Raw genomic sequence first — 15,128 nt, forward strand, 5'->3', positions numbered from 1 at the left:
AAAATGGCACCCGCGAAGACAGGTTTCACCCGCATCAGCCTGTTTCACCTAACCAGTAAAAACCGAAGCCTGGCACAACCAGCGTACCCTTGAAAATATCGGGAGACTGCCCCGAGTACAGGTCGGTCATCTGGCCATACTGGCTACCTGCCCAATTGCCTACGTCACTTAGATTAAGGTTCTGAGGTCGACCATCAAAATTTCCCACCACCAGTACCTGCTCGGCTTGTTTATTAAGGTTGTAACGTCCGAAGACAAACAAATGCGGGTTCTCCACCTCGATGAGTTCGCGGTTGTTAAAATCGGCAAACACCTCGATCTCTTTGCGCACTGCAATCATTCTTTTTAGCGCACTAAAAATTTTATACTCTACGGTTCCAGGAATATTTCTGTTCTCAGCCTTTTCCCAATCAATAACGGGGCGGTGCACCCAGCGCGAATCGCCGGCCTTATGCGGATCATCAAGGTATGAGGTGTCATTTAATTTCCCCAGTTCATCGCCATAATACAGCAACGGCATACCACCAAATGACATAATCATGCTGTGTAACAATAAAATGGTTTCAATAGCCTCATCGGTCGCCCTCGGATCATTCTCTTCAAGTGCGTACTGCAGGCCTGCGAGGGAAGCCAATGACCCGGAGATTCTGGCATCGCCAGTCTTTTCGTTGTGACCGAAAACCAGACCCCGCGCATGGGAGCTGGTAAAACTTCCGGTATAATAATCGATGAGGAACTTACGATGGCTGTTAGATTCATAACCCGCCAATTGAATATCATTGTCATCAAAACCAAGGCCAATATCATCGTGACAACGCACATAATTGAGCCAGGTGGCGCGCTCGAGTTTAACCGGCAGGTTTTTTATTCCCTGGTTGAGAAGATTGGCATTTTTGGTGGCCACAGCATCCCATAAAAGCGCCATGAAAGTAGCGTTGTATGCCATTTCACACTCTTTGGCGATGACCGCATCCTCACCAAAATATTTAGTCACCTCGACCGGCGCGACAATCGCCTCGGCAATAAACAGCACACCCGGCGCCGTGACCTGACAACAGTCTTTCATCAGCTGCAGGATTAAATGTGCCTCGCGTTCATTCTGACAGGTACTACCAATCTTCTTCCATAAAAAGGCCACCGCATCCAGGCGCAGGATATCCGCCCCTTTGTTGGCCCAGTACAATATGATATCCAGCATCTCAATAAACACTGTCGGGTTGCTGTAGTTCAGATCCCACTGGTAGTTGTTAAACACCGTCATTACCCAGCGCCCCATCTCATCATCCCAGGTAAAGTTTCCGGGCGATGTTTCAGGGAATATCTCCGGCATGTTCTGCTCAAACATGTCAGGCACATTGCGGGTTTCAAACGTATAGTAGTAATCTTGGTAGACGGCTTCACCGGCACGGGCACGCTGCGCCCAGTCATGTTCATTTGAGGTATGGTTTACCACCACGTCCAACACCAGCAGGATTTCACGCGCCCGCATATCATTCGCCAACGCGGTCAGATCCTCCATGCTACCGACACGAGGGTCTATCTCCCTGAAATCGCTGACTGCGTAGCCACCATCGCTATGCCCTTCCGGACAACGCATGATCGGCATAATATGCGCAAGGTTAATACCTAACTCCTGAAAATAGCCTAAATGCTCTCGCACCCCTTTGAGGTTGCCAGCAAAGCCATTACTGTAGAGCGCCATGCCCACCCACTTCTGACTGAGAAACCAGTTGTGGTCCTTTTCGCGCTCTATATCCAGTTGCTGCAACTGATCGGGACGATTGATATACTGACGTGCCATGGTCTCGACAAGGCGCAAGGCCTGCGCTTCAAAATCATCTCTATGGCCATAGAGTCGATCAAAAAGCGAGTGAATGGCATAAAAATTAGAGCCCAGGCGTGTATAGAAATGACGCAGGTCCTGCTTGCTAATGTCTGTCCTTAAGTTATTAAGAATGTCATTGAGTAGTGAATGGGAAACCTGTTCGTACATAGCATACCTTTATAGTCCGAGATAAATATTCAACAGCAATACAGCCAGTCCTTGCGCGCTGATTAACCACCCGCCTGTTACATCTTATTATAGAAGTAATTGGTTGCTGCAACAAAACCATCGACATTGCCACAGTCGAAACGTTGACCGTTGAATTTACAGGCGATCACCTTGCCCTGCTTCGCTTGTTCCAACAATGCATCAGTAATCTGAACCTCGCCACCCTTGCCAGGGGCGGTATTACGAAGAATATCGAAGATATCCGGGGTTAAGACATAACGCCCGATAATGGCCAAATTGGTAGGCGCGTCTTTCTTATTCGGTTTTTCAACCATATTATTAACAAATATCAAACCGTCATCACCCACATCACCGGCAATAACGCCATAATTGTGCACTTCAGACATCGGCACTTCCTCAACCGCAACGACACTACAACGATATTTTTCATAAACATCAAGTAGCTGTGCCATTACACCTTTATCGTCACTTTCACATAAATCATCTGCGAGAATGACGCCAAAGGGTGAATCACCGATCAGGGTCTCACCCGTAAGGATGGCATCTCCGAGACCCTTCATGCTTACCTGGCGGGTATAGGAAAAAGTACATTGATCAATGAGTGCACGAATAGAGATGAGATAATCCTCCTTGGAGGTGCCGCTGATTTGATCTTCGAGTTCATAGGTAATATCAAAATGGTCTTCAATCGCACGCTTGTTCCTGCCAGTGACAAAGGCAATATTATTCATACCGGCACGTGCCGCCTCTTCAACGCCATATTGCACCAGCGGCTTATTGACGATAGGCATCATTTCTTTTGGCATGGCTTTTGTCGCGGGTAAAAATCGAGTTCCATAACCCGCAACAGGGAAAAGACATTTTTTAATCATGTATTACTCCGGCATATATTCTTAAATCTGGTTCAAAGACATCTGTTAGTGATTAAAGGCGTTTTTATATATGCCCGGGTCAGTAGATGTTGCACCACGCAAGCCTACTACAGCACTGGCAAAATTTTGGGCAGCAGTGAGTATATCGGTTAACGGCCATCCGCAAATCAATCCATGAAGAAAAACTGCCGTGAAGGCATCACCTGCACCGACGGTATCAACAAACTGCTGTGTCCCTGCTGGTCTCACGCTATGTAACACACCGTCGTGACTGCGAACCACTGCTCCTTCTGCGCCGAGGGTGACTATGAGTAACTCCAGGGCATATTTTTTCTGAAACCTGGCCATATCCAGTTGTATATCACCGCTTGCAGGACCCAGCTGATGTAACTCATCCTGGTTAAGTTTTACCCAGCGGGCCTGCTTGAGCCAGCCTGAAACCTCATCTTCCTGCCACCAGGGTGGGCGTAAATTCACATCTAAAAATATAGACAGCTGCGGATGACTTGCCAACGCCTCAAAGGCCTGACGGGCGACTCTATTCCGTAACCCCAAGGTACCATGATAGAGAATTCCCTCTGCTTCTGGATAACTAATATTCGTAATATCGATAAAATCATAAGCGCAATTCGGAGTGATCGAGTAGTGTGGCTCATCATTAATCAACGCCACATCGACGCGCCCGGTCTGGTGTTGGGGGTCGCGCTGCACAGCAGTGATGTCCATGCCCCATTCCTCCATGGCCTTAATAATCCTTTTGCCAAGTGCATCCTCACCTACCCTGGAAACAAGGCGAGGTTTGTCACCAAAAGCCTGCAGATTCCATGCAACATTAAACGGTGCACCACCCAGCACCTGCTCACCGTCTGGAAAGCAATCGAACAGCACCTCACCAAAAATAATTGGCTGGAGTTTATTGCTCATAACAAAAGCCTATCTGTTTTAGTTGTTGGCGAAAAGCGGGGATAAAATGGCACACCCCTTCGAGTACGCCCGCTGCATAGTTGCCATTCATATTGGTATTTTTACCCGTCGCAAGATAGAGAGCCTGGCCGTAGCCATTGTCCTCTGCCAACTGCGAGACGGCCTCTTTCACCTCTTTTGTGGCATTCGCCACCAGTACTGAAGGAATAGGACTCACTAGTACAGGCAAGTCATTACCACTATCGCCTGCAAAGACCACTTCATTGAGGGAATAATCCAATTGACGACGCAAAAAGTCGATGGCATGCAACTTGGTGGCATTACGTGGCAGCACGTCCAGCAGACCAATGTCCTTGGCTTCATCAATACTCCATACCAGGCTGGCATCCACCCCATAATCCTCCAGACGCTTAGCCATCTGCGATAACAAGCGCTCCTGATTTGTATCAACTGCGACGTAATAACTGAGTTTGTGGGTATTTTGTTTGCTGGGTTCCTGCAGTTGCAGACCAGGCAAGTCAATAAATAACGCCTTTAATTGTTCGTGGCCTTTACCCTGCCAGTCTTTATCAATCTCGTCCTCCCATTCTTGCGATACGTGCCATTGCTGTTCAGTAATACGATAGATTTTAGTGCCCACATCGGTAATAGCATAGTCTGGAACAGGCAGACAATACTGTTTTATCGCCTGCTTCGCCAATACCTGATCACGGCCGGTAACATAGACAAGCAGTACCTGCGACTGCTTACAAAACTCGGCGAATAGTTGCCGCACATGCTGGTGCTCTGTTTGCACGCCGTTAGGGATAACGGTTCTGTCCATATCAGTACACAACAACAGTCTTGACTCACTCATGAACGTGGTTTTTTTCTTTCGGGTCTTCGCAACGATTAAAAAAATCGTAGTACTCAAAGGCCTCGAGTATTCCCGCTGCAAAGGGGTGCTTGGCGAAATAGATTCGTCCCACGTCGACAAGCTGTGAAAGCTCTTCATGGTGACGGTTGGCGACCACTACCGCCAGGGTATTGCCACGCATCATATCTTCATCGGCACCCGAGCCACCGGCAACGATGATGCGCTTCAAAGGGATCTGCCAGCGCTCCGCGACATAGCGTAAGGCCAGGCCTTTTGAGGCCCTGATAGGCACCACATCAAGAAACTGACCAAAGGCCATATTCAAATGTACGGACTGCTCATCTTTATGCAAAAGACTGTTAATTGTCTCGATGTCAGGCGCAATCTCGGGATCGATGTAGTAACTTATCTTAAAGCGACTCTGCTCGGATTTAGGCTGGAGCTTTAGACCGGGCAATTCAGCCAGTATCGGTTTTACCTTATGCGGGGACCAATGATAATCAAGGTGTTTGCTCCAGGAAATATCTGTACTAAATTTCGGTGCATAATAAATTTCTGTACCGCTACTGGTGATCAGAATATCCGGCTCCGGGATATTGTATTTCCTCATTACCCTCAAGGCCGAATCAAAACGGCGACCGGTAGCGACAATAAATTTTGTGGTCTTGCGATGCTGGCGTAAAACTTCAACCAACTGCCGTAGAGATTTCTCATCACCTATCAGATTTTGATCCAGGTCACTGACGATTGCCCGATCACGATAAAGCCCCTGACGGCGCTGAATGGGTTTCCGCTCCAGGACCTCAGATCGTTCGATAATGGGGCGCACTAATGATAGATAACTCTCTGCATGGGACTCCCATGAATAATGCTCACGCACGCCTTTTAATCCCTGCTCGACGCACTGTTGCCATAGATTTCTGTCTTCCAACAACTTTAACAGCGCATCGCTAATGCTGCTTGTTTCCAGTGGGTCGATTAAGAAACCATTCTTACAGTTGCCAATAATATCCCGCGGCCCACCATCCTCCGTCGCCACAATCGGCAGACCCGATGCTGCAGCTTCGATCAAGGTAAGTCCAAACGGTTCGGTAAGCGCCGGGTTAACAAACACACCGCCTGATGCGGCGGCAATGCAATAAAACAGCGGGACTTGTTCGCGCCGATGACATTTCGGCATCGATACTTTGCTATAAACGTCATAGCGATCGATGGCTACCAGTAATTCATGAAATACCTCCTGGGCACCCTCTTCCAGATCATCGATATCATCACGATTGCCGGCGACAATGACGAGATTGGCAATCTCCTGCAATCGGGGCGACTGACCATAGGCCTCGACCAGGGCAACAATGTTTTTTCGTCTGTCCGGCCGTGATAGCGCCAAAATAATTGGCCGGGTGGGCTGCTTTAAATGCCGGCTAATATCAGCGAAGAGTGCTGTATTCAGTTCCTTACCTGTGGGTGGCATGAACTGTTTGAGATTCGTGCCCGGGGGCAGCACGCGCATTTGCTCTGGCTGATAATGGTCGTAAAGCTCGTATTGCTCTTTAATTTCCTGATGGGTGCTGGTGATCACGCGCTCTGCGCTAGCCAGTGTTGTTTCTTCAGCCTCAATACGACGCGCCATGTTATAGCGTTCTTCCACTTCTTGACTTGAAAGACCGCTGGCCAAAAGACGATGACGTTTTACCCGACCCAGGGAATGACCAGTATGAATTAAAGGTACCCCCAACTGATTGGTCAGACTCGCCCCGACATAACCCGCATCGGCATAGTGACTGTGAATGATATCCGGTAATACAGCATTATTTCTAAAATGGCAGAGAACATTATCGGCGAAAGCATCCAGGTGATCCCAGAGTTGCTCCTTGGGGATATATTCATCAGGTCCGGCGTTTACTCGTACAATCCGCAAATTATCCGTAAGCATTTCCAGCGGCTGGGCATAGTCTTCCGCAACAGCAGTATCCACCACACGACGAGTAATGAGATCCACCTGACCCACATCCGGATGTCGTGCCAGCGCTTGTGCCAACTCAAGCACATAAAGGATTTGACCACCGGTATCGGCATCACGCCCCAGTTCAAGGTTCTTGCCCCGGATCAAACCATGGATACTGAGCAAAACGATATACAGCTTCCCTGTTTGCCCATGCATAACCGAATATTCCCCCTTAGCCGCTAGATTTCCGCTTAAGTAAACAATAACATAATTTTCAGCAGGCTTCTTAGTCTGCCATTGCTAAGAATGCCGGGGATGCAAGTGATAAGAAAATACCCGTGCCGCATAAACTATAGCAATTGAATACATTATTTTGTTCTGTATCAGAGAATTAGATCCGGCCACCGAAGCAACTCGCCTATTGAATACGGCATGGAAGGATCACTCCTTCTCAATTTCATAAAGCAGGTCTATGGATTGTTGCGTACCTGCCCCGCCTTCCAGGCGCAGATGCTCATTCAACTTGTAGCGCAATTGTACCGTCGCTGCCCCTTCAAACAAACCATAGAGGTAACGCACATACAAGTCGGGACTGAGTTGTTTGCCAATGGCTATGGCGCTGCCTTCCAGCCCCTGCTTCCCCTGGGCAAGGCCCAATTCATCAAGACCGAGTGAGCCTGCCAGTTGTGCCGTGATGGGTGTGCTTTTATCCAGGCCAAGACTGACCGCCGCCTGGGTGAGCATCGCGGCATCGAGTTCCTTTCCCGCAGACAGCGGGCCGCCGGTCAACAGATAGGACAGGACTTCCGCCTCATCCATGGGGGGTTCCGAAAAGAGCTGCGTGGTCGGCGCGACCAGTGGCCCGGTCAGCAAGATACCCGCCCTGATACGCTCCAACTTGCGAATGGCACGCACATTGACGTCTGCAGAAGATAATGGACCGGCAAACAACAGGCGCCCCTGTTCTATGGTCAGGTCCTGACCATAGGCCTGGTAACGCCCCTCGCGCAGATGCAACTGGCCGACGGCCTCGGCCACGGCCGCCGGCGCCTGCTGTAACGCCAACTCGCCGGCAAGGCGGGTATCCAGTCCATAGGCCTTTAGACGGACATCGTCGCCGAGGATCAGCTGCAATTGTGCTCGGGTGAGCGGACCCTTGTGACGGCTTTGCGCATCAGACGTCTCTTGCTTGCCGAGAATGACCTCGTCAGATGATGCCCGCACCACGCCACGTGGCAGGTCGGCAATGACCATACGGGCGTAGGGTACCGTGAGCTGCCCAGCCAGACTGATCTCCTGCTGGCTCGCCACAATATCCAGACGCGGTGACACGGTAAGCTCCAAGTCAGAACGACGTGCCGCCTCAAAATTCTCACCGTCAATGTGAAGGCGTACTGGCCAACCGGCTGCGCGGTCGAGCTCGGCCTCACCCTGGAACTGTACCCGGCCCTTACCGGAGGCCGCCTGCCCCTGCAGATTCAGTCGATCACCGTTGCCCGTCACACCCAGCTGGATGGCGGATAAGGTGATGCCAAGATCGGCCACATGTACCTGGCCATCCCGCCAGCTACCGTCTAGTTGAACCGTTGGCCGCTGCAGGGTGCCGGCAAAGCGGCTACGTAGTTGCATCGCCCCGGACCAATCGCTGAATTGCGGTAGCAGCGCACCCAGTGGACCGGGGTCAGCCAGCGTGAGGTCCAGCTCAGCCTGCAAGGCTCTCGGTCCGGCGACCCCGGGACCAAGACTGCCCTTGCCCTGCAGGCGTCCCTCATCACCCAGCCCCAGGCCGAACTGGGCCTCGAGACTATCGTCGCGAAAGCGAAGTTTGACATGGCCATCGTGGTGTTCGGCGATGAGTTCCGGCCCGGTTACAGGTTTGTAATGCAGGTTTCCGGGTGTCACCTGCAGCATCGCCTCGGCCTGCACCTGCGAGGGCTTCCCCTCGGTCAGGAAGCTGCCACTCACGATGCCGTCTATCTCGGTATCCGCAGCCAACCAGGGCTTGAGCAGGTTCAGTGGCAGGCCGCTCAGTTCACCGGCACTATGCAACATGCCATCCCCCTGGCGCCAGCCACTGGCACAGAACCGTGCCTGACTCTGCGTTAGGCAGAAAGGCTCCATGCGGACTTCCATCCTGCCGGCCTGTAGCGCGACGGGGTTTTCCAGCTGCCAAGGCCCCAGTGGGCTATTAGCCAGGCTCAGGTCGGACAATTCTCCCTTCCATTGTTGCCCGGCATAACCACCGACAGCACGTATCGCTACTTCAATATCACTGCCATCGGCCATTGCGTGGATTTGGTGTTGACCGGCATTGCCCGTACCAGAGATAGAGAGGGTATCGAGGCGCAGCTCCTGATGTTCAAGCCCCCTGGACTGCAGGCTCCAGTGCGATCGTTGGGCATTGGCGGGGTCAATATCCACCGCCAGTGTCAGTTCGTCGGCAAGCAGTCCATCGAGATTCAAGCGACGACCGTGCAGATTCAGCTGTATGCCGGGGTCTTCCAGGTTCCCCCGCAAACTACCCTTGCCCTGCAAGCTACCTGCCAGTCCGGGAGCCAACTGCCGCAGGTCTTTGGCATCGAGATCAAAAGACGCCTCTAGCCTGGGGCGCAGGGCCCCATCCAATCGTGCCTGATTGTTGCCGCTGCGCAGCTTCAAGCCGCGGACTACTAATCTGTCGTCACGCAGTGACACTTGCCCATGTCCGTCTACCGGGTAGCCACGCAGCGTGCCGTGTAATTGCTGTACATCCATGTCGAGTTGTAATGCCTTGGCTGCGGTCAGGCTACCGAGGAGCGTGGCATCCAGTGTCAGTGCGCCGGGCCATTCCGGCCATCGCCTGCCGGGATCGATAGCCGAAGCCTGCAGGCTCAGTTTCCAGGAAAGCGTCGGGGTCCAACCGAGCCGACCGCTAAACAGACTCTCCCCATTCAGGGCCCGCAGTTCTCCCCGCTCTATAAGCAGCTGCTCCAGATTGCCGCGTCCGGTAATGAGCAGGTTAAAAGGATCGATGACGAGCGGGTGCTGTGCGCGCGTTGTCATTTCCAGGGTATAAGCATCTGGTTCACCTTTCAGGGCAAGCCGGCCTTGCCTGCTGTGCAGGATTTCTGTCCCAACCGGTATGGCCAGTTCCGCCCACTCACTTGTTAGTTCAAAACGGTGTCGCCCGGCCGTCAGGTCCGGCGTCAAGCTGCCCGTAATAACAACTTCATCGGGGAGGTGCAGTGTTTGCTCGATGTCGAGCCGCTCGATATCACCTGACACCTCCCCTTGACCGACTACATCGGGCAAGTCCGGCCAGCTGATCTGCCAGTCGCTATGCATGGAAAGGCGGTGGGGGTATTGCCCGGCGACCCGGCCACTGGCTGCCAACTGCACACCCTCACCTTCGAGTCGCAGTCCATCGAGTTGCAGGCCGTCCCGATCGAGACGAGCAGAGAATGCCAGTTGCTCAAGCTGCCATTGATCTTCCCCCTGCCTGACAATCAGCCCTGCCAGCGACAGGTCATCAAGCTGTAGCGCCAGTGGTGCCGCAATAATATGTTGTGGCAAACGAATGGGATACTGATCATCTGTCTGTGGCAGTTCTACCAGTAGTCCCTCGGCCTGTATGGCACGCAACTGCAGTTGGCCACGCAACAGCCCCGTCGGTAACCAGCGTATGTCCAGGGTGTCGAGATGTGCCTGCAGCCCCGCCTCGTCCTGATAACGGATGTCGCTGAACCGCATGCCGGTCAAGAGGGTACCCTGCACGCCGGTCACGGCAAGGCCCGGTAGCAGACGACTACCGACCTGCACGGTCCAGCGACTGCCTGACTCCGTGGCCGCAAAGGTCAGCAACAGCAATGGCGGCAATAACAGCAGCCCGAGGACGGTTCCAATCAGCATACGACGCATGACTACAGGTCCGGTCCCAGACTAAAATGAAGCCTGATTGTGCCCTGGTCTTCATCGAGGGGGTGTGCGAGGTCAAGGCGTATGGGCCCGACCGGGGAACGCCAGCGCACCCCCACGCCAATGGCGTGATGGAGCTGGATGCCCGTATTATCAAAGGCATCACCGGTATCGGCAAAAACCGCCAGACTCCATTTTTCTGCGATCGGCTGGTCGTATTCAATGCTCGCGGTCAGCAGGTGGCGGCCGCCCACCACGTTATCATTCGCATCACGCGGGGCAAGCTCACGATAGCCATAGCCGCGAACACTGTTATCCCCCCCGGCAAAGAAACGCTGAGAGGGAGGTAATTCATTGAAGTCATCGATTAGACTGTAACCCAGTTCACCACGGCCGATCAGGCGACCATCGAAGAAAGGGATAATGCGTTTCATGCGCAAATAACCACGCAGAAAGTCCACATCAGACAACAAGGCCTTGCTGCCACCCTTCACTTCCAGCCCCAGGCGCCAACCACGTTTTGGATAGATCAGGTCGTCGCCGCTGCTCCAGTCCCAGGAGACGCCGGGCATGAGCAGCGTACTATTACCCTTGTCATCGCCTGCCGTGAATCGTTCTTCGTTAATTTCCAGAAACACCGTCTGCACCAGGCCAGCTGAACGATGGCGGATATGACGCACACTGGCCTTATACAACTCGCTGTCAGTATCCTCGACGTGCTCTTCCTGATAACCCGCCTGCAGACTGAGGCGTTCGGTTTGCGGGTTACGCAAGGGAATATTGTAGGAAAAATCCAGATTGCTACGCACAGACGATGCACGCAGGGCCGCCTCACCGCTATGGCCACGCGAGTTGAATCGCCGGTTCTCATAACCCAGTCGTAATCTCGGTCCCTCGTCAGTGGTCAGGCCAATACCCGCCAGATAGGCGTGCCGTTTCCGGGGCACCAGGCGCACGTTCACGGGGACCTGTTTCTCTGGATTGGGGCCAAAATCCGGCTTGACGTCAACAGTGCTGAACAGGCCGCTATCCATCAAACTCCGTTGCAGGCGGCCGACGGCGGCGGCCTCATAGAATTCCCCGGAGAGGGACTGGCTGAAACGTTGTACGAACGCCGGGTCAAAGGCATCCTGATCAAAGTGGACCTCACCAAAGCGATAACGTGGTCCACTATCATAGTAGAGAATGGCTTCGGCTGTTTCCGCCTGCGGGTCGAGCCGCAACGCATGCGTGGTAAAGTGCCCGTCCCGATAACCACGCTTTGCCGCGACGAGCAGGATCTCGGCCTTGATGGCCTCGTAATCAGCGTGGTTGATCGGCTCACCAACCTTGGGTTGCAGCTCGCTTAACAGTTTTGTGAACACCAGGTCGCTGGCGGCCTCGCCATGTAGCTGGATATCAATACGGCTCCAGTGCAGGCGTGGGCCAGGATCGATGGTGAAATGGGCCGACCAGCAAGGCTCGCCTGCAGAAAACCCTTTGACCGCACGCGGGGCATAATAACCAAATGGCCACAGGGCCTCTTTTATATCGCCATCTGCGGCCTGAAATAAACGACGAAGCCGCCAACTGGGGGCATCACAAGGTTCGGCTGCCAGCCTGAGGATGGCGCGCACATTTTCGGCAGCTTTATCTTCCAGGCCGTCAATGACCACTTTTGGCACACCGCCCTGTGTAGCCTCCGCCGCGAGTAATGGCGCAATGCCGCCAAAGACTGCAAGCACGCCAGCGACCAGGAAGCCCTGCAAAAATCTGCTTGCGATGCCAGTAGGAGATGTCATAAAGGTGTGTTGCATAGTTCTGAACATGGCTGGGAAGGCTTGTGATGATCTTGCTAGATATACACAGCTTCGATATTCGCTATCTATGTGCATACACTAGCATATTTCCTGATAGTCTTAACCCAATCAGGTATGCCTAGGCTATTTCATTATGCAATTGAAACGCCTGGATAACATCCCAGGCTTCTTTTGCCGTCTCGACATACTGGAACAGATCCAGGTCGAGCTGATCGATCGTTCCCTCATCCACCAGTGCCTCGAAGTTAATAATGTGCTGCCAATACTCCCTGCCGAACAATAGTACCGGTACCGGTTTGACCTTTTTTGTCTGGATTAATGTCAGGGTTTCGAAGAGTTCATCAAGGGTACCAAAACCGCCGGGGAAGGCTACCAGCGCCCGGGCACGCATCAAAAAATGCATCTTGCGGATGGCAAAATAATGAAACTGGAAACTCAGTTCCGGGGTAATGTAGGGGTTGGGACATTGCTCCATGGGCAGGACGATATTCAGGCCGATGCTCTTGCCACCGGCGTCGTGGGCACCACGGTTGGCGGCTTCCATAATGCCGGGGCCACCACCGGTTATGACCACCAGTTCACACGCCCCACCACACTGCGAATCTTTTGTGATCATGTGTGCCAGTTCCTGCGCCTCATCATAATAGCGTGTCTTGGCGAGAATACGCTTGGCAATTTCCACCTTACGTGCCAAAACGGGATCCGCCGGACTGGCCATTGCCAGCGACTCGGCCTTCTGCAGACGTTCGGCAGCCGTCTCGGCATCGGGAATACGGGTGCTGCCAAAGATGACAATAGTGGAATGAATACCATTATCCTGCTGCAACAATTCCGGTTTCAGCAGTTCCAGCTGTAGCCGCACCGGACGCACTTCATCCCGGAGGAGAAAGTCCGTGTCAGCATAGGCCAGGCTATAGGAATGCGAACGCGTCTGCGGTGTGTCTGGCGCCAGCCTCGCGGCACCTTCATCCTCACCGGCCGTAGGAAAGACTTTTTTCGGGATGTCGGATCTTGCCATAAGATGTCAGCCTATTTTCCGGGGTGTAAGGTTCAAAATGTAATGCTCTCGCCAAGATGTGGAATGTCTGCAGACCAGCCCTCCTCAGAGAGGCGCCCACGTAAGGCATCCTTTGCTTCAGGTTCACCATGTATAAGGAATAATCTGGGGCGTGACTTGCTGAAGTTTTTCACCCAAGCGATAAGCTGTGACTGACTGGCATGGGCCGAGAATCCACCCAGGGTATGAATCGTCGCATTAACGGCAATTTCATCTCCAGCAATGCGGAAGGTCTTGGCACCATCAACCAGTGCGCGGCCAGGGGTACCCCTGGCCTGAAAGCCGACGATAATAACATGGGCATTGCGCCGCCACAGGTTATGCTTCAGGTGGTGGCGAATACGACCACCGGTGCACATGCCGCTGCCGGCGATAATGATGGCACCTTCGGCAATCATATTGAGGGCCATGGACTCCTCCGTGGAGCGTGAATAACGCAGCACCGGCAAGAAGGTATGCAGGCTGCTGGATTTCCCCTTATGTAATGCGGCGACGTCCTCGCTATTGAAAACATTCTGGTAACGGTGATAGACCTCAGTGGTGGCAATGGCCATCGGGCTGTCGAGGTAAACGACCTGATGCCTGAGTTTGCCTTGCTGGTACAACTGCCCAAGATGAAAGATGACCTCCTGGGTGCGCCCCACGGCAAACGACGGGATCAGAATATTACCGCCATTCTTCGAGGCCTCCGCGATAATGGCCTCGAATTCTTCCAAAGTCTCGTCCATGGGGCGATGGTCACGATCACCATAGGTTGACTCTAGCAGCAATACATCGGCCGTTTCCACGACTTCAGGGTCCCGCAACAACGCAGCGCAGCTATTGCCCAGGTCTCCGGAAAACACCAGTTTCTTCTCAGTGCCAGCCTCGGTAATAAATAATTCGACAATAGCGGAGCCCAGGATATGACCGGCATCGCGATAGCAGACTTCAATGCCCTCGGCCACCCGCTGACGACGGCCGTAGGCAAGCCCCTCACAGAGGGCCAGAGCAGCTTCGACGTCTTCAATGGTATACAACGGCTCAATTTCTTTTTTACCTGCCCGTCGCAGACGTTTATTCTCCCATTCCGCATCGCGTTGCAGCAGAAACGCGGCATCTTTATGCATGATCTCCAGCAACTCGCTGGTCGGATTGGTCATATAGACCGGGCCGTTGTAGCCTTCCGCTACCAGCTTGGGCAAGCGACCGGTATGATCCAGGTGGGCGTGCGACAACACCACCGCATCCAGCTTGCCGATATTGAAGGGAAAAGGTTCTTCATTTGCCTTAACCTCTTCGCGACTCCCCTGCAACAGACCACATTCGAGCAATATCGTTGCCTGGTTGGTTTCAAGAAGGTAAGCCGAGCCGGTTACACCCTCTGTTGCACCATAAAAAGTCAACTTTGCCATTACATACTCCAGAGATTCACGCTAATCCAAGTATAACAACACATCTATCATTAGTGCCCTATTATCCATTATCACAGTAAAACTACAAAGATGTACTTGCCAATAATTGTATTGGGTATACTATAAATAAATAATACTTCCTCATGGTGCGTAAATAATGAATATCAAGGCATACATCGGCTTGGTACTGCTGCTTCTGGTCGTGGTTTTTACCGTACAGAATGCCAGCGTGATAGATATCCAGTTACTCTTCTGGAAAATAAGTATGTCCAGATCGCTAATGATCTTTTTTGTACTGGCCATCGGCATCATCATCGGCTGGATCACTGCAGGGCATTTTCATAAAAAACGTAATTAGCTCAGAAAAAAGAGC

The 15,128-nt window shown here is 52.6% G+C and carries 10 protein-coding genes; 1 reads left to right on the forward strand and 9 read right to left on the reverse strand.

Translation table 11 applies throughout. The annotated features are described in order from the left end of the window. Positions 1-34: 34 nt before the first annotated feature. The 9 genes from EL386_RS07835 to EL386_RS07875 form a co-directional block, all read right to left on the reverse strand. Positions 35-1,993: an amylosucrase gene (locus EL386_RS07835; protein ID WP_126455044.1), complete on the reverse strand. Its 1,959-nt coding sequence runs from the start codon at positions 1,991-1,993 to the stop codon at positions 35-37. A 77-nt stretch (positions 1,994-2,070) separates the two neighbouring features. After that, positions 2,071-2,886 (reverse strand): UTP--glucose-1-phosphate uridylyltransferase GalU, encoded by an 816-nt coding sequence (gene galU / locus EL386_RS07840; RefSeq protein ID WP_126455046.1) that lies wholly within the window; start codon positions 2,884-2,886, stop codon positions 2,071-2,073. Positions 2,887-2,931: 45 nt separating this feature from the next. Continuing rightward, positions 2,932-3,810, reverse strand: a complete 879-nt coding sequence (locus EL386_RS07845; RefSeq protein ID WP_126455048.1) for a carbohydrate kinase family protein — start codon at positions 3,808-3,810, stop codon at positions 2,932-2,934. Further along, positions 3,800-4,666: an HAD-IIB family hydrolase gene (locus EL386_RS07850; protein ID WP_126455050.1), complete on the reverse strand. Its 867-nt coding sequence runs from the start codon at positions 4,664-4,666 to the stop codon at positions 3,800-3,802. Before EL386_RS07850 ends, EL386_RS07845 begins: the two co-directional genes overlap by 11 nt. Then, positions 4,659-6,827, reverse strand: coding sequence for an HAD-IIB family hydrolase (locus tag EL386_RS07855; RefSeq protein WP_126455052.1), 2,169 nt, complete (start codon positions 6,825-6,827; stop codon positions 4,659-4,661). The genes EL386_RS07850 and EL386_RS07855 overlap by 8 nt, the downstream gene beginning before the upstream one ends. A gap of 225 nt (positions 6,828-7,052) precedes the next feature. Beyond that, the gene (locus EL386_RS07860; RefSeq protein WP_126455054.1) at positions 7,053-10,508 is read right to left on the reverse strand and encodes a translocation/assembly module TamB domain-containing protein; all 3,456 of its coding nucleotides are present in this window, start codon (positions 10,506-10,508) and stop codon (positions 7,053-7,055) included. A gap of 2 nt (positions 10,509-10,510) precedes the next feature. Then, positions 10,511-12,286, reverse strand: a complete 1,776-nt coding sequence (locus tag EL386_RS07865) for an autotransporter assembly complex protein TamA (protein ID WP_172597664.1) — start codon at positions 12,284-12,286, stop codon at positions 10,511-10,513. Between the two features lie 136 nt (positions 12,287-12,422). Next, positions 12,423-13,322 carry an LOG family protein gene (locus EL386_RS07870; protein WP_126455059.1) on the reverse strand — a complete coding sequence of 300 codons (900 nt, stop codon included), beginning with the start codon at positions 13,320-13,322 and terminating at the stop codon, positions 12,423-12,425. Between the two features lie 32 nt (positions 13,323-13,354). Beyond that, complete coding sequence (locus tag EL386_RS07875) at positions 13,355-14,755, reverse strand: MBL fold metallo-hydrolase RNA specificity domain-containing protein (RefSeq protein ID WP_126455061.1); 1,401 nt, start codon at positions 14,753-14,755, stop codon at positions 13,355-13,357. A 157-nt stretch (positions 14,756-14,912) separates the two neighbouring features. Between EL386_RS07875 and EL386_RS07880 the strand changes: the two genes are divergently transcribed. Beyond that, on the forward strand, positions 14,913-15,113 hold the full coding sequence (locus EL386_RS07880; protein ID WP_126455063.1) for a LapA family protein: 201 nt from the start codon (positions 14,913-14,915) through the stop codon (positions 15,111-15,113). Positions 15,114-15,128: the final 15 nt, after the last annotated feature.

This window comes from Sulfuriflexus mobilis (assembly GCF_003967195.1).
Lineage (GTDB): Bacteria > Pseudomonadota > Gammaproteobacteria > AKS1 > AKS1 > Sulfuriflexus > Sulfuriflexus mobilis.